Source organism: Brachybacterium paraconglomeratum, assembly GCF_039541415.1.
GTDB lineage: Bacteria > Actinomycetota > Actinomycetes > Actinomycetales > Dermabacteraceae > Brachybacterium > Brachybacterium paraconglomeratum_A.
In genome coordinates this window covers 180,526-198,481 of sequence record NZ_BAABGE010000009.1, presented here as the reverse complement: position 1 = coordinate 198,481, position 17,956 = coordinate 180,526, and the positions used below count along the sequence as shown (strand labels likewise).

At 70.4% G+C, this 17,956-nt stretch carries 18 protein-coding genes; 16 read left to right on the top strand and 2 right to left on the bottom strand.

All coding sequences use genetic code 11. The features are described from left to right. Nucleotides 1–416 precede the first annotated feature (416 nt). Nucleotides 417–1,544, bottom strand: a complete 1,128-nt coding sequence (locus tag ABD893_RS14620; RefSeq protein ID WP_345081847.1) for a methyltransferase — start codon at nucleotides 1,542–1,544, stop codon at nucleotides 417–419. 151 nt (nucleotides 1,545–1,695) lie between these two features. Then, nucleotides 1,696–2,226: a MarR family winged helix-turn-helix transcriptional regulator gene (locus ABD893_RS14615; RefSeq protein ID WP_345081844.1), complete on the bottom strand. Its 531-nt coding sequence runs from the start codon at nucleotides 2,224–2,226 to the stop codon at nucleotides 1,696–1,698. 55 nt (nucleotides 2,227–2,281) lie between these two features. Here ABD893_RS14615 and idi point away from each other — a divergent pair, with 55 nt between their 5' ends. The 16 genes from idi (at nucleotide 2,282) to ABD893_RS14535 (ending at nucleotide 17,955) form a co-directional block, all read left to right on the top strand. Next, nucleotides 2,282–2,878: an isopentenyl-diphosphate Delta-isomerase gene (gene idi, locus ABD893_RS14610; protein WP_345081841.1), complete on the top strand. Its 597-nt coding sequence runs from the start codon at nucleotides 2,282–2,284 to the stop codon at nucleotides 2,876–2,878. Next, nucleotides 2,875–4,011 (top strand): polyprenyl synthetase family protein, encoded by a 1,137-nt coding sequence (locus ABD893_RS14605; protein WP_345081838.1) that lies wholly within the window; start codon nucleotides 2,875–2,877, stop codon nucleotides 4,009–4,011. The genes idi and ABD893_RS14605 overlap by 4 nt, the downstream gene beginning before the upstream one ends. Beyond that, on the top strand, nucleotides 4,008–5,552 hold the full coding sequence (locus ABD893_RS14600; RefSeq protein ID WP_345081835.1) for an SDR family oxidoreductase: 1,545 nt from the start codon (nucleotides 4,008–4,010) through the stop codon (nucleotides 5,550–5,552). Before ABD893_RS14605 ends, ABD893_RS14600 begins: the two co-directional genes overlap by 4 nt. Next, nucleotides 5,549–6,349, top strand: a complete 801-nt coding sequence (locus tag ABD893_RS14595) for a tryptophan-rich sensory protein (RefSeq protein ID WP_345081832.1) — start codon at nucleotides 5,549–5,551, stop codon at nucleotides 6,347–6,349. Before ABD893_RS14600 ends, ABD893_RS14595 begins: the two co-directional genes overlap by 4 nt. Beyond that, a complete protein-coding gene (locus tag ABD893_RS14590) occupies nucleotides 6,346–7,212 on the top strand; it encodes a phytoene/squalene synthase family protein (protein WP_345081829.1) in 867 nt (288 codons plus the stop codon). Before ABD893_RS14595 ends, ABD893_RS14590 begins: the two co-directional genes overlap by 4 nt. Next, complete coding sequence (gene crtI / locus ABD893_RS14585) at nucleotides 7,209–8,888, top strand: phytoene desaturase family protein (protein ID WP_345081826.1); 1,680 nt, start codon at nucleotides 7,209–7,211, stop codon at nucleotides 8,886–8,888. The genes ABD893_RS14590 and crtI overlap by 4 nt, the downstream gene beginning before the upstream one ends. Beyond that, nucleotides 8,885–9,283, top strand: coding sequence for a lycopene cyclase domain-containing protein (locus tag ABD893_RS14580; RefSeq protein ID WP_345081823.1), 399 nt, complete (start codon nucleotides 8,885–8,887; stop codon nucleotides 9,281–9,283). Before crtI ends, ABD893_RS14580 begins: the two co-directional genes overlap by 4 nt. Next, a complete protein-coding gene (locus ABD893_RS14575) occupies nucleotides 9,280–9,588 on the top strand; it encodes a lycopene cyclase domain-containing protein (protein WP_345081820.1) in 309 nt (102 codons plus the stop codon). Before ABD893_RS14580 ends, ABD893_RS14575 begins: the two co-directional genes overlap by 4 nt. After that, nucleotides 9,585–10,469, top strand: a complete 885-nt coding sequence (locus ABD893_RS14570) for a prenyltransferase (RefSeq protein ID WP_345081817.1) — start codon at nucleotides 9,585–9,587, stop codon at nucleotides 10,467–10,469. The genes ABD893_RS14575 and ABD893_RS14570 overlap by 4 nt, the downstream gene beginning before the upstream one ends. Before the next feature lie 86 nt (nucleotides 10,470–10,555). Further along, nucleotides 10,556–11,317: an SDR family NAD(P)-dependent oxidoreductase gene (locus ABD893_RS14565; RefSeq protein ID WP_345081814.1), complete on the top strand. Its 762-nt coding sequence runs from the start codon at nucleotides 10,556–10,558 to the stop codon at nucleotides 11,315–11,317. 202 nt (nucleotides 11,318–11,519) lie between these two features. After that, nucleotides 11,520–12,560 carry a LacI family DNA-binding transcriptional regulator gene (locus tag ABD893_RS14560; protein WP_345081810.1) on the top strand — a complete coding sequence of 347 codons (1,041 nt, stop codon included), beginning with the start codon at nucleotides 11,520–11,522 and terminating at the stop codon, nucleotides 12,558–12,560. A gap of 183 nt (nucleotides 12,561–12,743) precedes the next feature. Then, nucleotides 12,744–14,054, top strand: a complete 1,311-nt coding sequence (locus ABD893_RS14555) for an ABC transporter substrate-binding protein (RefSeq protein ID WP_345081807.1) — start codon at nucleotides 12,744–12,746, stop codon at nucleotides 14,052–14,054. A gap of 74 nt (nucleotides 14,055–14,128) precedes the next feature. After that, on the top strand, nucleotides 14,129–15,106 hold the full coding sequence (locus ABD893_RS14550) for a carbohydrate ABC transporter permease (protein WP_345081804.1): 978 nt from the start codon (nucleotides 14,129–14,131) through the stop codon (nucleotides 15,104–15,106). After that, nucleotides 15,099–15,938, top strand: coding sequence for a carbohydrate ABC transporter permease (locus tag ABD893_RS14545; protein WP_345081801.1), 840 nt, complete (start codon nucleotides 15,099–15,101; stop codon nucleotides 15,936–15,938). The genes ABD893_RS14550 and ABD893_RS14545 overlap by 8 nt, the downstream gene beginning before the upstream one ends. 57 nt (nucleotides 15,939–15,995) lie before the next feature. Beyond that, nucleotides 15,996–16,730: a sugar phosphate isomerase/epimerase family protein gene (locus ABD893_RS14540; RefSeq protein ID WP_345081798.1), complete on the top strand. Its 735-nt coding sequence runs from the start codon at nucleotides 15,996–15,998 to the stop codon at nucleotides 16,728–16,730. An 88-nt stretch (nucleotides 16,731–16,818) separates the two neighbouring features. After that, a complete protein-coding gene (locus ABD893_RS14535; protein ID WP_345081795.1) occupies nucleotides 16,819–17,955 on the top strand; it encodes a Gfo/Idh/MocA family protein in 1,137 nt (378 codons plus the stop codon). The last annotated feature ends 1 nt before the right edge of the window (nucleotide 17,956 follow it).

Sequence of the window (17,956 nt, the reverse complement as noted above, 5' to 3'; positions counted from 1 at the left end):
GCCATTCAAATAAATGGCATCAACAAACAGACACGCTATTGAGATATCAAGCAACACGCGCACTCCGGGTTCCGAACCTTCCGGCTCTTCGTCCCGAGGCAACTTCGCTAACTTACAACTTCCAGTTCTCCGAGTCAAATCGCTGCGGTGTGATCCGCGCCGCAATCTTCTTTCGGAAGACCTTCCGTGCCTGCTCAGTGCGGGATTTCCGGTCGGGCACGCTGGCCTCTCCTTGTTCCCGTCCTGCTGGGCACAAGGAAGAACATTACGGGCCTGGCGCACCCCCGTCAAGCCAGAACGACCATTTCCGAAGTGGCCTCGACCACACCTACTTTATGAGCATCTGTCGAGGTCAGGGGCTGGCTACTCGACAGTAGGTTTCGAAGCCCGTCAGGGGCTGGCTCCTGGCGCCAGCTTCAGCCGGCCACCGGGCGCAGGCGCCAGAGGGTGGTGACCTCCTGGGAGCGGGCAGCGTGCAGCAGGTCGTGGGGGTCCTGCGCTCGGGGATGGCGCGGCACGGTGGAGACCCTGCCGATGACTTCCAGGCCGGCGGCTCCGATCAGGCGCAGCAGCTCGTCGCGGCTGCGAAGTTGCAGATGCTCGGCGAGGTCGGAGAGGATCAGCCACCCCTCCCCGTGCGGGCGCAGATGACCGGGGAGCCCGTGGAGGAAGCCTCGGAGCATGGTCGAGTCCTCGTCGTAGATCCCCAGCTCGAGCACCGAGGTCGCCGTTCCAGGCAGCCAGGGCGGATTGCAGACCACCAGATCCGCCCTCCCGGGCGGGAAGAGGTTCGCTTCTCGCACCTCCACCCGGTCTGCGAGGCCCAGGTGCTGCATGTTCTCCCGGGCGCTGTCGACCGCGCGGGGGTTGATGTCGGTGGCGATCACCTTGGCGGCGCCGCGCCGGGCGAGCACGGCAGCCAGCACTCCAGTTCCGGTGCCGAGATCGAAGACCTCCGCTCCCCCGTCGATCTCCGGCATAGGGGCCTGTGCCACGAGGTCCACGTACTCCGAGCGCACCGGGGAGAACACGCTGTGCCGCGGGTGGATATGCGCTTCGAGCGCCGAGATCGGGACACCCTTCTCCTGCCACTGGCGGGCGCTGAGCACGCCGAGCAGCTCTGAGAGCGAGATGAGCATCGGCTCTGTCTGCTCGCCGTAGGCCTCCTGGCAGGCCACAGCGACGTCCGGGGCTCGGCGCAGGGCGAGCTGGTGCCCCGGCTCGAGCAGCACCACGACGCCACCCAGCAGTCTGGCGCGCTCGGCCCGCTCCGTCCGGTGCGCGTGGAACAGCTGGGTGATGTCGAGGTGCTTGGGCAGCGTGCGGCGATCGGCGCGGCGTCCGATGGCCGTGAGCAGCTGGCGGGCGTTGTGGTAGTCGCCGCGCCACAGCAGCCCGGCCCCGGTGCGGATCTTGCGCAGGGCGGCATTCGCAGTGAGGGTGTCGTCGACGATCTCGAGGCGGTCCGGGGGCGGGGCGCCGTTCTCAGAGTGCCAGCGTGCGGTGTGCGGTGTGCCGTTCTCGGTCCAGCTGATCGTGGACATCGGATGCTCCCAGGACGTCGTCGTTGCGAGGAGCCGGCATCGCATCGGTGTCGGAGCGCGGGGTGGACCTCGCGACGAGGCGCTCTCGTCGGCCCCCCAGTATCCCACCCGCGCCCCGCTCAGCCTCGGCGCCGCAGCAGAGCGCGCGCCCTCAGCCTTCGGGCGGCGTCAGCTCCGGTGGGGTCGCCTCGCTGTCGAGCTGCGCTGCCATCGCGAGCAGGAACCCGATGGCGGCCGCCCTCGCCGGCGCCGGGACCTGCTGGGCGATCTCGAACATCCGCTCGTGCATGTGGCCCAGCCGCTCCCGCACCTGCTGGTGGGCATGGTCCGTGGCGGTCACGATCCACGAGCGACCGTCCTGAGGGTGCCGCACTCGGAGCAGGTGTCCCGAGGCGGTCAGCCGGTCGAGCAGCTTGGAGGTCGAGGCGCCGGAGATGCGCAGGTTCTGGGCCAGCCGCAGGGGCGTGGCCGGATCCGCCGAGAGCTCCTGGGCGATGACGAATCGCAGCGCTGCGAGATCGGTGGTGTTCATGTCCATGCCCTCGCTCATCCGGCGGCGCAGCTCCTGATCGGCAACGCGGAAGCTGCGAAGGGCGCTCAGAAGGGTGACGGCGGAGTCCTCCCCGTCGTACCAATAGTGGCTCGTCCGCTCCTCTTCAGGATCTTCTGGCGTGTCGGTCATGGGTGGATGCTACAGTCCAAGTACATAGCCCAGCTAACTAGATAAAGGAGGGTCCATGACCTCCCGACAGAGCACCCGTACCGCCGACGCCGCGGGGGATCAGGTGACCCCCGAGGACCACGTGATCCTCATGGACGACGACGGAACTCCTCGCGGGCTGGCTCCCCGCGCCACGGTCCACACCACTGACACGCCCCTCCACCTGGCGTTCTCCTGCTACGTCGTGGACTCGGACGGGCAGGTGCTGCTCACCCGTCGCGCCCTGACCAAGCGCACCTGGCCAGGAGTGTGGACGAACTCCTTCTGCGGCCACCCCCGTCAGGGCGAATCGTTCTCGGACGCGATCACCCGACATGCCGAGCACGAACTGGGCATGGAGGTGAATGACCCCGAGGAAGCGCTGCCGGGCTTCCGCTACCGGGCCGTGGACGCCTCAGGAGTCGTCGAGAACGAGATCTGCCCGGTCTTCGTCGCCGTTGCCGCGAGCGAGCCGGTACCCCATCATGAGGAGGTGATGGATCTGCGTTGGGTCTCTCCTGCGGAGCTCGCCGCCCTCGTGGAGCTGGCCCCCTGGACACTCAGTCCCTGGACGACCTCGCAGGTCCCGCAGCTGCGCGAGGTCCTGGAGCGCATCCCCGCGAGCACCTCATGAGCACGGTGCACCACCGGGCCGTCGAGCAGGAGATCCAGCGTCAGCTGCGCCTCGGAGCGACCAGGCCCGGCACTCTGCCGCTGCCCGACCACGATGACCTGTGGGCAGCCTTCTCCCGCGCCACAGGCGGCGGCAAGCGATTTCGGCCGAACCTGCTGCTCGCCACCCACGAGGCGCTCGGCGGATCCCGCGGGCCTGCTGCGGTCCAAGCCGCCGCCGCCCTCGAGCTGATGCATACCGCCTTCGTGGTCCAGGACGACGTGATCGATGGCGACCAGGTGCGCCGCGGGGCACCCAGCCTTCCGGGCGGGATCGCGGCCGACGCCCGACACCGGGGAGCCGGTGCGAGCGAGGCGCAGCGGCTCGGGGAGGCGGCCGGCATCCTCGCGGGCGATCTGGGGCTGGTGGCGGCACTGCGCGCCATCGTCAGGTGCGAGGCCCCTGCTCCCGTGGTCGAGCGCCTGCTCGACCTCTTCGAGAGCACCCTGCACGCCACGGCCGCCGGTGAGCTCGCCGACGTGCGCCTCCAGCTGGGCCCGGCAGATGGTCCCGTGGTGCTCCGCGAGGCGCTCGCGGTGGCCGAGCTGAAGACCGCCCTGTACTCCTTCCAGCTGCCGCTGCGCGCCGGCGCGATCCTGGCCGATGCCTCCCCCGAGGTGCTCAGCGCCCTCGACGAGATCGGGAGCCTGCTCGGCATCGGCTTCCAGCTGTTCGACGACCTGCTGGGCATGTTCGGCGACGAACGGCGCACCGGCAAGAGCGCGCTCGGTGACCTGCGCGAGGGCAAGCGCACCGCCTTGATCGCCCACGCCTCGACCACGGAGGTCTGGCCCGCGCTGCAGCCGCTGCTGGGGCGCGAGGACCTCGGCGAGGACGAGGCCCGGCGCGCCCGGTCCCTGCTGACCGCCGGCGGCTCCCGCGCCTGGGTCGAAGATCTCGCCCGGTGGCACGTGAGCAGCGCCGCAGAAGCGGCCGCGCGTCACGACCTGCCGCCCGGCCTCGTCACCTCCCTCGACCTCGCGACCGCGGAGATCCTCCGCGCCGCGGATCTCACGCTTCCCGCGTCCGCCCCTCAGCACGCACCGCCATCGCCCGCTCCCCGCAGACGGGCAGAAGAGGAGCTTCCCGCATGAGCACCCCCGCTCCACATGCTGCCCCGCTGGTCCTGGTCACGGGTGCCAGCGGGTACATCGGCGGCCGCCTGGTCCCCGCACTGCTCGACGCCGGATTTCGCGTGCGCGCGATGGCGCGCCACGCCGACCGACTCCAGGACCGCCCCTGGCGGGACCGGGTCGAGGTGGTGGAGGCCGACGTCCAGGACCCGGCGAGCCTGGAGGCCGCGCTCGACGGAGTCGACGTCGCCTACTACCTGATCCACGCGATGGGCGGCGGGCGCAGCTTCGCCGACCGCGACCGGCAGGGCGCTCGTTCCTTCGCCGACGCCTCCGCACGGGCCGGCGTGGGGCGCATCGTCTACCTCGGCGGCATCCACCCCGAGGGCGAGGAGCTCTCTGCGCACATGGCCTCCCGCAAGGAGGTCGGGGACATCCTGCTCGCCGGAACGGTCCCGGCCGTGGTGCTGCGAGCGGCGGTGATCCTCGGCTCCGGCAGCGCCTCTTTCGAGATCATGCGCCACCTCGCAGAGCGCCTGCCGGTGATGATCGCCCCGCAGTGGCTGCGCAATCGGATCCAGCCCATCGCTGTGCGCGACGTGCTCCACTATCTCGTCGGCGCGGCCCTGCTCGACGGCGCACCGAAACGCACCTTCGACGTCGGCGGGCCCGACGTGCTGACGTTCGCCGAGCTGCTCCAGGCCTACGCCCGAGCGGCCGGGCTCCCGCAGCGGCGGATCCTCACTGTGCCGGTGCTGACCCCGCGGCTGGCCAGCCACTGGATCGGCCTGGTCACGCCGGTGCCCACCGGCATCGCGCGCCCACTGGTCGAATCGCTCATCCACGAATCGGTCGCCGCCGAGACGGATCTGCGCGCGCTGATCCCCGCCCCCGAGGGCGGCCTGACCAGTGTGGATCGTGCGATCGAGCTGGCCCTGGCTCGCGTCCGGGAGCTCGACGTCGCCACCGCCTGGCACTCCGCCACACCCGCCGGCGCTCCGTCCTCCCCGCTGCCCGAGGACCCCGAATGGTCCGGCGGCATCGTGCGAGGGGACGAGCGGCAGCGCCCCGTCGACGCCTCCCCAGAGGCCCTGTGGGCAGTGCTCGAGGGTATCGGCGGCCGACGGGGCTGGTACTCCTGGCGCCTGGGGTGGATCTCGCGCGGGCTGATGGACCGCCTCGTGGGCGGTCCCGGCCTGCGCCGCGGTCGCCGCCACCCCGACAAGCTGGCCGTCGGCGACGCCCTGGACTGGTGGCGGGTCGAACGCCTCGAACGGGGCCGCCTGCTGCGCCTGCGCGCCGAGATGAGAGTGCCGGGACAGGCGTGGCTCGAGCTCGGCGTCCAGGAGGCCGACGACGGCGGCTCGATCCTCCACCAGCGCGCGATCTACCATCCGCACGGACTGCTCGGCGACCTGTACTGGTGGGCCGTCTGGCCCTTCCACGGGATCGTGTTCGGCGGCATGCAGCGAAATATCGCCCGCGCCGCAGAGGCCGCGCCGCCTGATAGCCGCCGCGCCGTGAATACCGACACCGACACCGACACCGAGGAGACAGCATGACCCGCCCCCCGCGTCCGCTCGCCCGTCAGCTCGCCGTGACCGTCAGCTTCCTGCTGGCGATGGTCGGCACCGCGATCGGCGTCGGCGCCTTCGGGGGCGATCCGATCGCCGAGGCCGCGGGCGGTCTGCTCGCCGCGGACTCCACCCATCTTGCGCCTGCCGGCTCCGCCTTCATGATCTGGTCCGTGATCTACGTGGGCCTGGGCGCCTACACCCTGTGGCAGTGGTGGGACCGGCGCGATGCGCGCGGCATCGCTCCCGGCGCGATCCTCTCGCTGCTGCTGAACGCGGCATGGATCCTCACCATCCAGGCCGGCTGGGTGGCGCTCAGCGTGGTCGTCATCGCGCTGCTGCTGGTGGTCCTCGCCGACCTCTTCCGTCGGATCGCGGCCACGCCGCCGGGCGGACTGCCGGAGCGGATCGTCGTGGACGGCACCTTCGGCCTGTACCTCGGCTGGGTGAGCGTGGCGACCTGTGCGAACATCGCTGCAGCGCTCAAGGGCGCCGGATTCCTGGGGTTCGGCGTCCCCTCGCTGCTGGCCGTCGCGGTGCTCGCGGTCGTCGCCGTGATCGGGGTGGGGCTCACTCTCGCCGGCCGGCGGCCGGTCGCGGCACCGCTGGCGATGATCTGGGGCCTGGCGTGGATCGCCGTCGGGCGGGCGACGGACGAGCCCCATGCCCCGGGCGTGGCGATCGCCGCCGCGGCGGTCGCGACCGTGATCGCCCTCGCGGCCGCCGCGCAGTGGCTGCGCCCGCAGCGCGGAGCGTCCGCACTCGCCGGTCGGAGCGAGCGATGAGCCGGCACACCACGGTGGAGATGCCGACCAGCCGCTACGACCTGGTCGCCCAGCGCAGCGCCGGCTGCGTGATCGCCGGGTACTCCACCTCCTTCGGCTGGGCGACCCGGCTGCTGGACGAGCCGGTGCGCACCCACGTGCGCAGCATCTACGCGCTGGTCCGCATCGCCGATGAGACGGTCGACGACCCGGACCCCTCCTTCTCGGTCGCGGAGCGGTCCCAGCTGCTGGAGGACCTCGCCGCCGAGACCGCACGCGCGGTGGCCGGCGCCCGCTCCACCAACCTCGTGGTGCAGGCCTTCGCCCTCACGGCCCGGCGCTGCGGCATCGGCCCCGACCTCCTCGACCCCTTCTTCGCGTCCATGCGCGCGGATCTCGCGGTCTCCACGCACGACGAGGCGAGCCTCGCGGAATACGTGCACGGCTCCGCCGAAGTGGTGGGGCTGATGTGCCTGCGGGTGTTCCTGGGCGGGGACGAGGCCGCCTACGCACGGCTCGCCCCGGCGGCGAGCGCACTCGGCGCCGCCTTCCAGAAGGTGAACTTCCTGCGAGACCTCGCCGAGGACCATGATGAGCTGGGGCGCACCTACTTCCCCGGCCTGGAGATCGAGCAGTTCGGCGACGCCGAGCGGGACCGCCTGCTCGACGACATCGACACCGACCTCGCCCATGCCGCCACCGCCATCCCCCATCTGCCCGCCTCGAGCCGTCGCGCGGTGGCCGCCGCCCACGGCTTCTACAGCGCTCTCTCACGCCGGCTGCGCGCCACCCCGGCGCAGCAGATCCGTCGCGCCCGGGTGCGGGTCGCCGACTACGAGAAGGCAGCGATCCTCGCCCGCACCCTGCTCGGGGTGAGCCGATGAGCGCCGTGTCCGGGACGCGGCGGACCGCCGTGGTGATCGGCGGCGGCATCTCCGGCCTCGCCAGCGCTGCCCTGCTCGCCCGCGATGGCTTCTCGGTGGATCTGGTGGAAGCTCGTGAGCAGCTCGGCGGCCGCGCCGGCAGCTGGGAGCGGGACGGATTCCGCTTCGACACCGGCCCCTCCTGGTATCTGATGCCCGAGGTCTTCGACCACTTCTTCCGCCTGCTGGGGACCTCCGCCGCCGAGCAGCTCGACCTGCAGGGGCTGGATCCCGGCTACCGGGTGTTCTTCGAGGGGCATGGGGATCCGCTGGACATCCGCGCCTCCGCCGCGCGCAACGCCGATGCCTTCGAGGAGATCGAACCGGGCGCGGGCCTGCAGCTCGCGAAGCATCTCGACTCGGCCGCCCGCACCTACGACGTGGCCCTCGAACGCTTCCTCTACACCTCGTTCACCTCGCTGCGACCCTTCCTCTCCGCGCGGGTCGCGCTGCAGGCACCGCGTCTGCTGCAGCTGCTCACCGAGCCGCTCGAGCGCTTTGTCGCGCGCAGGTTCCGAGACCCGCAGCTGCGGCAGGTGCTCGGCTACCCGGCGGTGTTCCTGGGCTCCTCCCCGGACCGCACCCCGAGCATGTACCACCTGATGAGCGCCCTGGACCTCACCGGCGGGGTCAAGTACCCGCAAGGCGGGTTCACCCATCTGATCGGCGCGATCACCGACCTCGCTGCACGTGAAGGCGTGCAGATGCACACCTCGACCCGCGCCACCCGCATCCTCACCACCGCTGATGCTGCGCGGCCCGGCGGTCGGCGCCGGCCGCGGGCGAGCGGCGTCCAGGTGCAGGGGCCCGACGGGAGAACCCGCACGCTGCCCGCCGACGTGGTCGTCGCCACCGCCGACCTGCACCGGGTGGAGACCACCCTGCTGCCGCGGGACCTGCAGACCTTCCCCGACTCCTGGTGGCGGCGCCGCACCCCCGGGCCCGGGGCAGTGCTGGTGATGCTCGGGGTGGAGGGCGAACTGCCGCAGCTGGCGCACCACACCCTGCTGTTCACCCGCGACTGGCATGAGAACTTCAGCGCCCTGCGCGAGGGGCGTGTGCCCTCCCCCGCCTCGACCTACGTGTGCCGCCCCTCGGCCACTGATCCGTCGGTCGCCCCTGCCGGGCACGAGAACCTCTTCGTACTGGTGCCCGTTCCCGCTGATCCCGGGCTCGGCCGCGGCGGGCTGGACGGCGCCGGCAGCGCGGCGGTGGAGCGAGTGGCCGACGAGGCCATCACGATGCTCGCCGAGCAGGCCGGGATCCCGGATCTGGCCTCCCGGATCGTGGTGCGCCGCACCGTGGGCCCCGCCGAATTCTCCGAGGATCTCGGCGCCTGGCAAGGCAGCATGCTCGGCCCCGCTCACACGCTGCGCCAGAGCGCCTTCTTCCGCGCCGGCAACGCCTCGAAGAAGGTCGACTCGCTGCTCTACGCCGGCTCCAGCACGATCCCGGGCATCGGCCTGCCGATGTGCCTGATCAGCGCGGAGCTGGTCGCCAAGCGACTGCGCGGCGACCGCTCCGCCTCCCCGCTGCCCGAGCCCGAGCCCGAGCCCGAGCCCAAATCCGAGTCCGAGTCCGAGTCCGAGTCCGAGTCCGAGTCCGAGTCCGAGTCCGCCGAGGAAGTCATCGCATGACCTCATCGGTGTACCTGATCGGCCTGCTGGTCCCGACGCTCTGCATGGGGCTGCTGGACCGACGCTTCGGGCTGGCCCTCTGGCGCGCGCCGCGCCGCACCCTCCTGGTGCTCGCCCTGGGCATCGGATACTTCCTGCTGTGGGACCTCGCCGCGATCGCGGCCGGGCACTACGGGATGGGGCAGAGCGCGCTGATGACCGGGATCATGCTCGCCCCCGAACTGCCGCTCGAGGAGCTCGTGTTCATCACCTTCCTGTGCTATTTCACCCTGGTGATGTGGGGGCTCCTGGCGAGGCTGGACCGCCGCCTCAGCCACCCTGCCCGGCGCACGGCCCTTTCGGCCCCGCCAGCCCCGCAGGCCCCGTCTGCCCCGACCCTCGAGGAGGAGCGATGAGCTACGCAGCCCTCGCCGGCCTTTTCCTGATCGGCCCCGTGCTGGCCACCGCCCTGGCGGTGGTGCTCCGCCGTCCCGGCCGCCGCTGGTGGCTGCTCACGGGCGGGACCATCGCTGTACTCCTGGTGATGACCGTGCTGTTCGATTCGCTGATGATCGCGGTCGATCTGTTCCGCTTCGAGGAGTCGCTGCTGCTGGGCCCGCGGATAGGGCTGGCCCCGGTGGAGGACCTCGCCTGGCCCCTCGCGGCCGGGCTGCTGCTGCCCTCGCTCTGGCTGCTGCTGACCCCGGAGCGTGAACGATGAGCGCCGCGGCCTCCGTGCCCGCCGCAGCGCGCCAGCTGCTGGCCTCCTCCCGCCCCCTGAGCTGGATCAACACCGCCTACCCCTTCGCGGCCGCGTACCTCCTGGCCGGCGGCGGTGTGGATCTCGCCCTGGTGGTCGGCACGCTCTTCTTCCTGGTGCCCTACAACCTGCTGATGTACGGCGTGAACGATGTGTTCGACCACGAGTCGGACCTGCGCAACCCCCGCAAGGGCGGGGTCGAGGGCATCGTCCTCGACCGCCGCTGGCATGCGGTGACGCTGTGGTCAGCGGGGCTGCTCGCGCTGCCGTTCGTGGTGGCGCTGCTGTTGTGGGGCGGGCTGGCGTCTGCGGTGGTGCTGGTGATCGTGCTGGCGGCAGTGGTCGGCTATTCCGCGCCCGGGCTGCGGCTGAAGGAGCGGCCGGTGCTGGACTCGATCACCTCCTCCACCCATTTCATGGGTCCCGCAGCGTTCGGACTGGCCCTGACCGGGGCACCGGTGGGAGTGTCCGCGGCGGCGAGCCTCGCAGCCTTCTTCCTGTGGGGCATGGCCTCCCACGCCTTCGGCGCGGTCCAGGACGTCCAGCCCGATCGGGCCGCGGGCATCGGCTCGATCGCGACCGTGATCGGGGCGGCGGCGACGGTACGGCTCTCGATCGTGCTGTATGCCGCCGCGGGCCTGGTGATGCTGCTGGCCGGCTGGCCGGCCATGCTCGCGGGGCTGCTCGTGCTCCCCTATCTCCTCAGCACCTGGCCCTTCCGCTCGCTGCCGGACGAGCACGCAGTGCTGGCCAATCGGGGCTGGCGCCGGTTCCTGTGGTTGAACCTCCTCACCGGATTCCTGCTCACCCAGCTGCTGATCTGGATCGCGCTCACCCGCTGACCGGGACCCGATTGCCGCGACGATGCACGATGATGGCACCGTGCCCCGCCTCTGCAGGGCGCCGCCGCCAGGACAGGAGCCACACGATGAGATGCGCACTGGTCACAGGAGCCTCCCGCGGGATCGGCCGCGCCACCGCGATCGCCCTGAGCGAGCGGGGGGAGCGAGTGGCAGTGCACTACGGCACGAACCGGGAGGCCGCGGAGGAGACCCTCGCGCTGCTCCACGGAACGGGCCATGTGCTGGTGGGCGGGGATCTCTCCGATCCGGCGAGCGCGCAGCGGGTGGTCCAAGAGGCGCAGGACGGGCTGGGACAGATCGACATCCTGGTCAACAACGCGGGCATCGCCCCCGGCGAGCGCACCGACCATGCGGTGGCCGACGTCGACTACGCCACCTGGCAGCAGCGCTTCACCCGGATGCTCGACGTCGATCTCACCGCGCCCGCGAACCTGTCCTATCTGGTCGCCCGCTCACTGATCTCCCGCGAGGCACCCGGAGTGATCGTGAACGTCGGCTCCCGCGGCGCCTTCCGCGGGGAGCCCGGCGCCCCCGCCTACGCCGCCGCGAAGGCCGGCCTGCATGCCCTGGGCCAGTCCCTGGCCCTCGCCCTCGCCCCGCACGGCATCGCCGTCGCCTCCGTCGCCCCGGGATTCATCGGTACCGAGCGCCAGCGCAAGAAGCTCGACGGCAACGACGGGGACGCTCTGAGGGCCCAGAGCCCCTTCGGACGAGTCGGGACGGCCGAGGAGGTCGCCGCCGCGATCCTCTACCTCACCTCCCCCGCTGCGCAGTGGGCGTCCGGCACGATCCTCGACCTCAACGGCGCCTCGCACCTGCGCACCTGAGCCATCAGTCGTGACCGGCATCCGGCGATCGGCAGTCGGCAACAGGGGCGCCGCCGGAGCTCGTCTCCTGCCGCCCGCACCGGCCGTGCAGACCTGGGATCTATCATGTGCGGATCCAGCGACCCTGCCGCCTGTGGCACCCTCCGCGCTGGTGATCCCCCTCCGGCCCGGCCCTCACGCCGGCAGATCTGGAAGCACCTCTATGTCGCGGAAGTCCACTCGTCCGACCGTCGCCACCATCGCCGGTGACCTCGGCATCTCTGCCGCCACGGTGAGCTACGCGCTCAACGGCAAGGCGGGGGTCAGCGCGGCGCTGCGCGAGCGGGTCCTCGAGCACGCCCGCGCCGTCGGCTGGACCCCGCACTCCGGCGCCCAGGCACTCCGCCGCGGTCGCAGTGGAAACATCGGACTGGTGCTGATCCGGGACGCGAAAGAGGTCTCCCGCGAGCCGTTCTACGCCTCGGTCACCGCGGGCATCGAATCTGCGATCTCCGCCCATGGCTATGAGCTGATGGTCCGTTTCGTGCCGGGCGGCGGTGACCAGGAGGCGGAGGTGTTCCGCACCTGGGCTCGCCAGCGCCGGGTGGACGGCGTGGTGCTGCTGGACCTCGCCCAGGACGATGCCCGCCCGGCCCTGCTGGAGTCACTGAACCTCGAGTTCGGCCTGCTGGGCCACTATCAGGGCCCCGAAGACTTCGTGAAGGTGGAATCCGCCGAGGCCGCCGACGCCCGCACCGTCATCGCCCACCTCCTCGAGCGCGGCTACGACGGCTGCATCCAGCTCTCCGGCCCGGCGGAGTACGCCCACGAGATGCGTCGCCGCGCCCTCATCCAGGAGCTGTGCCTCGAGCACGGGCTCCCGCACACCTGGGCCGCCGGCCGCTACTCGATCGAGGGCGGGCGCTCGGCCTTCGCACAGGTGGACTGCTCGGTGAGCTCCCGACCGGCCATCATCGCCTCGAGCGATCTGCTGGCGATCGGTGCGCTGCGGAGCGCGCAGGAGGCCGGGATCGACGTGCCGCGCCAGCTGGGTGTGATCAGCTGGGACGACTCGCTGATCGTCGAGGTCATCTCCCCCGCGATCACGGCCCTGTCGCGTCGCCCCTTCGAGATGGGGCACAGCGTCGGTGACCTGCTGGTGCGCCGGATCGAAGGGCGCCGGAACGAAGCTCACAGCGACGTCGGGACGGTGCTGCAGGTCGCCGAGGCGACGCTCAACCCCCGCGCTTCCACCGGCGGCTGAGCCCGCGGCCGACAGGCCTCGCACCCGTTGACACCCCCGGCATCTCGTGCACATACTTGCCGAATCGATTAAGTAATGAATCGATTCGGCGCCACCGTCACCGATGACACCGCCATCCGCGACCCCACCCCACCCGACCCGACCCGACCCGTCACAGCCGACGGTGCACCAAGGAGAACTCCGATGCGACGACGCACACTTCTGTCCGCAGCCCCGCTCGCCGCCGTGACCGCCGCGGGCCTCGCCGCCTGCGGCTCCGGCTCCGGCTCGGGCGGCTCGAACGACAGCCCGGACAAGCTCACCTACTGGGCCTCCAACCAGGGCACCAGCCTCGAGAACGACAAGGAGGTGCTCACCCCCGTCCTGGAGAAGTTCACCGAGGAGACCGGCATCGAGGTGTCCCTCGAGGTGATCGGCTGGGCGGACCTCCAGACCCGCATCCAGACTGCGATCACGTCCGGCCAGGGTCCCGACGTGCTGAACATCGGCAACACCTGGGGAGTCAGCCTCCAAGCCACCGGCGGTCTGCTCGAGCTGGGTGATGCCGAGTTCGAGGCGCTCGGCGGCCGCGACCGCTACGTCCCGGCCGCGCTCGCCACCGGCGGTGCGGTCGACACCGACCCCACCTCGATCCCGCTCTACGGCCTCGCCTACGGCATGTACTACAACGTGAAGATGTTCGAGGATGCCGGCATCGAGCCGCCCACCACCTGGGAGGAGATGGTCGAGGCCGCCAAGGCCCTGACCGATGAGGCCAACGGCGTGTACGGCATGTCCCTCGCCGCGGGCTCGTACACGGAGAACAACCACTTCGCGTTCATCAACGCCACCCAGAACGGCGCCGCCCTGAACACCGCGGACGGCAAGCCCTCCTTCACCGAGGACGGCGTGGTCGACGGCATCATGCGCTACCTGGATCTGATGCAGGAGCACAAGGTCGTCAACCCCTCCAACGCCCAGTTCGACAACGGCACGATGTCCGTCACCGCCTTCGCCAATCTCGAGGCCGCGATGATCATCAACCAGAACAATGCCAACGCGACCATCGAATCCAACGGGATGGCCCCGGAGCAGTTCGCGGCGGTCCCCTTCCCCGCCCCGGCCGATGCCCCCAGCGACTGCGCCTCGCACCTGGCCGGCATCAACCTCGCGATCATGCAGGACACCGCCAACAAGGAGGGCGCCCTGAAGTTCCTGAACTTCATGACCTCCACGGCGACGCAGGCCGAGCTGGGCAAGCCCTTCGCCTCCCTGCCCGTGCTGGCGGACGGTGAGCCCACCTTCACCGAGGACACCGAGCAGGCCGCCATGTTCATGGAGATCTACGGCGAGCGCGCCGAGCCGCTGCCGCTGGTGCCGTGGGAGGACCAGTTCGAGACCTCCGTGGGCCAGGCGATGAACAACATGTTCGCCACCATCGCCACCGGCGGCTCCGTGAGCCGCGAGGACGTCGTCACCGCCATGCAGACCGCGCAGGACTCGATCCGCATCTGAGGCTCCGAGGGGCCGACGGGGGCACGCTCCCCCGTCGGCCGCCGCGCGCCCGCCACCCCGACGAAGAGAGTCCCATGACCAGCCTGATCGCCCCGAAGGGCACCAAGGCGCCGCCGGAGCGTCCCGACCGGCCCAGCCCCCGACGCCCCCGCCATCACCTGTTCCCGTACCTGATCATCGCGCCCGCGATGCTGCTCGAGCTGCTGATCCACATCGTTCCGATGGCCACCGGGTTCTGGATGAGCTTCATCGAGCTGACCAAGTTCTTCATCCGCCGCTGGACCGAGGCCCCGTTCGCCGGGCTGGAGAACTACCAGATCGCGGTGGATCTGAACACCCCCGTCGGTCAGGAGCTGCTGAACTCCTTCCTGGTCACCCTCGCCTTCACGGCGCTGGTGGTGGGCATCAGCTGGGGACTGGGGATGGCCGCAGCCGTGGCCCTGCAGCGTCCCTTCCGTGGCCGCGGCGTCTTCCGCACCTTGTTCCTGATCCCCTACGCCCTGCCGCTCTACGCCGCGGTGATCACCTGGAACTTCATGCTCCAGCGGGACACCGGCGCGGTGAACCATCTGCTGGTGGACCAGCTGGGCCTGATGGACCAGGCCCCGTTCTGGCTGATCGGCGACAACGCCTTCATCTCCGTCGTGGTGGTCGCGATCTGGCGCATGTGGCCCTTCGCGTTCCTCATGTTCATGGCCGGTCTGCAGTCGGTCCCCGGCGAGCTGTACGAGGCCTCCGCGATGGACGGCGCGAGCCCGCTGCGGCAGTGGCGCTCGGTGACTCTGCCGATGCTGGGCCCGGTCAACCAGACCCTGCTGCTGGTGATGTTCCTGTGGGTGTTCAACGACTTCAACACCCCCTATGTGCTGTTCGGCACCGCGCAGCCTCCGGCCGGTGACCTCATCAGCTTCCACATCTACAACGCCTCGTTCCTGTCCTGGGACTTCGGCGTGGGCAGCGCGATGAGCGTGCTGCTGCTGCTGTTCCTGCTGGCGGTGTCGCTGGTGTACCTCTACTTCACCCAGTGGAAGAAGGAGAAGCGCAATGCGTGAGACCGTCGGAGAGAAGATCTTCCGGATCATCGTGCTGATCGGGCTGACCGTGTTCGTCGCGGTGCCGCTGTGGGTCATGGTCACCACCTCGATGAAGCCTTTAGGCGATGTGCAGTCCGGGTTCTCCTGGATCCCCTCCACCATCACCTTCGCACCGTTCGTCGAGATGTGGTCGACGGTGCCGCTGGCCCGCTACTTCATGAACTCGCTGATCGTCACGACGGTCGCCACCGCGTTCAGCGTGGTCGTGGCGACCCTCGCCGCCTACGCCGTCTCCCGCTGGCGGTTCCGCGGCCGGGGCCCGTTCATGACCACGGTGCTGTCCACCCAGATGTTCCCCGGTGTGCTGTTCCTGCTGCCGCTGTACCTGATCTTCGTGAACATCGATGCGACCTTCGGGATCCCGCTGGTGGGCACCCGCATCGGGCTGATCATCACCTACCTGACGTTCTCGCTGCCGTTCGCGATCTGGATGCTGGTGGGCTACTTCGACGGCATCCCGCGGGAGCTGGACCAGGCCGGCAAGGTGGACGGCGCCGGCAACCTCACCATCCTGCTGCGCATCATCCTGCCCGCCGCCCGCCCGGGCATCGTGGCCGTGGCGATCTACGCCTTCATGACCGCCTGGGGAGAAGTGCTGTTCGCCTCCGTGCTGACCACGGAGGACACCCGCACCCTGGCCGTGGGCCTACGGCAGTACGCCACGCAGACCAACGTCTACTGGAACCAGGTTCTCGCCGCCTCGCTCGCGGTGTCGATCCCGGTGGTCGTGGGCTTCCTGATGATGCAGAAGAACTTCGTCGCCGGGCTCACCGCCGGCGCCGTCAAGTAGCCCCGCCTCTCCCCACCATCCATCCCCACCGCTCTTCCCGACCCCGAGAGGATCCCCATGGAGATCTCCGTCCAGATGTACAGCGTGCGCGAGGCCCTCGCGACCGACTTCCCAGGCACCGTCGCCCGCCTGGTCGAGCTCGGCCTCACGCACGCCGAGCCCTACCACCTGCTGGAATACCGCGATGAGCTGGTGCGCGCCCGGGAGCAGTTCCCGATCGACTTCCCCAGCGCCCACCAGTCCTTCCTGGGCGAGGTGGACTTCCCCGAGGTCCTCGAGGCCGCCCAGGCAGTCGGCGTGAAGTACCTGATCGACCCGTTCTGGAACCCTGAGGACTGGACCGACGCCGGCAAGGTGCGGGCGCTCGCCGAGACGCTCAACCGGCGCGCCACCGCTGCGGCCGAAGCAGGGATCCGCGTCGGCTATCACAACCACCATTTCGAGCTCGCCTCCCAGCTCGAGGGCCGCAGCGCCCTGGAGCTCTTCGCCGACGAGCTGGACCCGCAGGTCATCCTCGAGATCGACACCTACTGGGCGGCGGTGGGCGGCGCAGACCTCCCCACCCTGCTGGGCACCCTCGGCGAGCGCGTGCAGCTGGTGCACCTCAAGGACGGCGACCTCTCCGAGGACCCCGCCGCACAGCTGCCGCTGGGCTCCGGGAAGATGCCGCTGGCCCAGACCCTGGACGCCTCCGCACAGGTCGCCTACGGCGTGATCGAGTTCGATGACTTCGCAGGGGACATGTTCGAGGGCATCGCCGACTCGATCGCGCACCTGCGCACCGCCGTCTGACCGGGGCCACCACCCCAGCACTCCTGCGGTCCTGACCGCTCTGCTCATGCACGCCACACGCTTCTCTGCACCACGAAGGAATCCATTCATGACCGTTCAGCACGCCACCGGACCTGTCGGCGTCGGCCTCATCGGCGCCGGCACCATCTCCACCCAGTACCTCGAGCACCTCACCTCCTTCCCAGACGTGATCGTGCACATCATCGGTGATCTGATCCCCGAGGCCGCTGCACAGCGCGCCAAGGAATTCAGCATCCCCGCCTCCGGCACCACGCAGGACGTGCTGAGCCATCCGGAGGTCGAGATCGTCATCAACCTGACGATCCCCACCGCGCATGCGGAGGTCTCCCAGGCGATCGTCGCCGCGGGCAAGCATGTGTGGACCGAGAAGCCGATCACCACGGTTCCGGCCGACGCGAAGGCCCTGCTCGAGGCGGCGGAGCAGGCGGGCGTGCGGGTGGGGGGCGCCCCCGACACCGTGCTCGGTGCCGGCATCCAGACCGGTCTGCGCACTCTGCGCGACGGCTCGATCGGCACCCCGGCCAGCGCCCTGACCCTGTTCCAGTCCCCCGGGCCCGAGTCCTGGCACCCCAACCCCGCCTTCCTGTTCCAGGAGGGTGCCGGGCCGCTCTACGACATCGCCCCGTATTACGCGACCACCCTCGTGCTCGCCCTCGGCCCGGTCACCTCGGTCAGCGCCGTCGGCTCCAAAGCCCGTGAGCAGCGCACCATCGGCTCCGGCCCCAAGGCCGGAGAGGTCTTCGACGTCACCGTCCCCACCCAGGTCGCAGCGCTGCTGAGCTTCGCCTCCGGCCAGAACGCGACCGTGCTGCTGAGCTTCGACTCCCCGCACTCCCGCACCGGGTTCGTCGAGGTCTACGGCACCGAGGCGACCCTCGCCTTCCCCGACCCCAACGTCTTCGACGGCGACTCTGCGCTGACTCAGTACCGCGGCGAGGCGCCGACCCCGATCCCCGCCACCGGTGCCACCACCGGGCGCGGCCTGGGCGTGCTGGAGATGGCCCGCGCGATCCGCGCCGGAGTCCCGCACCGTGCCCAGGGCGAGATCGCAGCGCACGTCCTGGACATCATGGTAGGCATCGAGACCGCCATCGCCGAGGGCTCGATCGTGGAGATCAGCTCGACCTTCGCCGAAGTCGAGCCGATGCCCGCCGACTTCGACCCCTTCGCCGCGACGCTGGCGCAGGTTCCCGCCGACGCCTGAG

Coding starts and splice junctions, on each gene's coding strand:
- ABD893_RS14570 (WP_345081817.1), top strand. CDS start 9,585: ATGAGCGCCGCGGCCTCCGTGCCCGCCGCAGCGCGCCAGCTGCTGGCC.
- ABD893_RS14575 (WP_345081820.1), top strand. CDS start 9,280: ATGAGCTACGCAGCCCTCGCCGGCCTTTTCCTGATCGGCCCCGTGCTG.
- ABD893_RS14545 (WP_345081801.1), top strand. CDS start 15,099: ATGCGTGAGACCGTCGGAGAGAAGATCTTCCGGATCATCGTGCTGATC.
- ABD893_RS14615 (WP_345081844.1), bottom strand. CDS start 2,226: ATGACCGACACGCCAGAAGATCCTGAAGAGGAGCGGACGAGCCACTAT.
- ABD893_RS14560 (WP_345081810.1), top strand. CDS start 11,520: ATGTCGCGGAAGTCCACTCGTCCGACCGTCGCCACCATCGCCGGTGAC.
- ABD893_RS14565 (WP_345081814.1), top strand. CDS start 10,556: ATGAGATGCGCACTGGTCACAGGAGCCTCCCGCGGGATCGGCCGCGCC.
- ABD893_RS14540 (WP_345081798.1), top strand. CDS start 15,996: ATGGAGATCTCCGTCCAGATGTACAGCGTGCGCGAGGCCCTCGCGACC.
- ABD893_RS14605 (WP_345081838.1), top strand. CDS start 2,875: ATGAGCACGGTGCACCACCGGGCCGTCGAGCAGGAGATCCAGCGTCAG.
- ABD893_RS14580 (WP_345081823.1), top strand. CDS start 8,885: ATGACCTCATCGGTGTACCTGATCGGCCTGCTGGTCCCGACGCTCTGC.
- ABD893_RS14600 (WP_345081835.1), top strand. CDS start 4,008: ATGAGCACCCCCGCTCCACATGCTGCCCCGCTGGTCCTGGTCACGGGT.
- crtI (WP_345081826.1), top strand. CDS start 7,209: ATGAGCGCCGTGTCCGGGACGCGGCGGACCGCCGTGGTGATCGGCGGC.
- ABD893_RS14590 (WP_345081829.1), top strand. CDS start 6,346: ATGAGCCGGCACACCACGGTGGAGATGCCGACCAGCCGCTACGACCTG.
- ABD893_RS14555 (WP_345081807.1), top strand. CDS start 12,744: ATGCGACGACGCACACTTCTGTCCGCAGCCCCGCTCGCCGCCGTGACC.
- ABD893_RS14550 (WP_345081804.1), top strand. CDS start 14,129: ATGACCAGCCTGATCGCCCCGAAGGGCACCAAGGCGCCGCCGGAGCGT.
- ABD893_RS14595 (WP_345081832.1), top strand. CDS start 5,549: ATGACCCGCCCCCCGCGTCCGCTCGCCCGTCAGCTCGCCGTGACCGTC.
- ABD893_RS14535 (WP_345081795.1), top strand. CDS start 16,819: ATGACCGTTCAGCACGCCACCGGACCTGTCGGCGTCGGCCTCATCGGC.
- ABD893_RS14620 (WP_345081847.1), bottom strand. CDS start 1,544: ATGTCCACGATCAGCTGGACCGAGAACGGCACACCGCACACCGCACGC.
- idi (WP_345081841.1), top strand. CDS start 2,282: ATGACCTCCCGACAGAGCACCCGTACCGCCGACGCCGCGGGGGATCAG.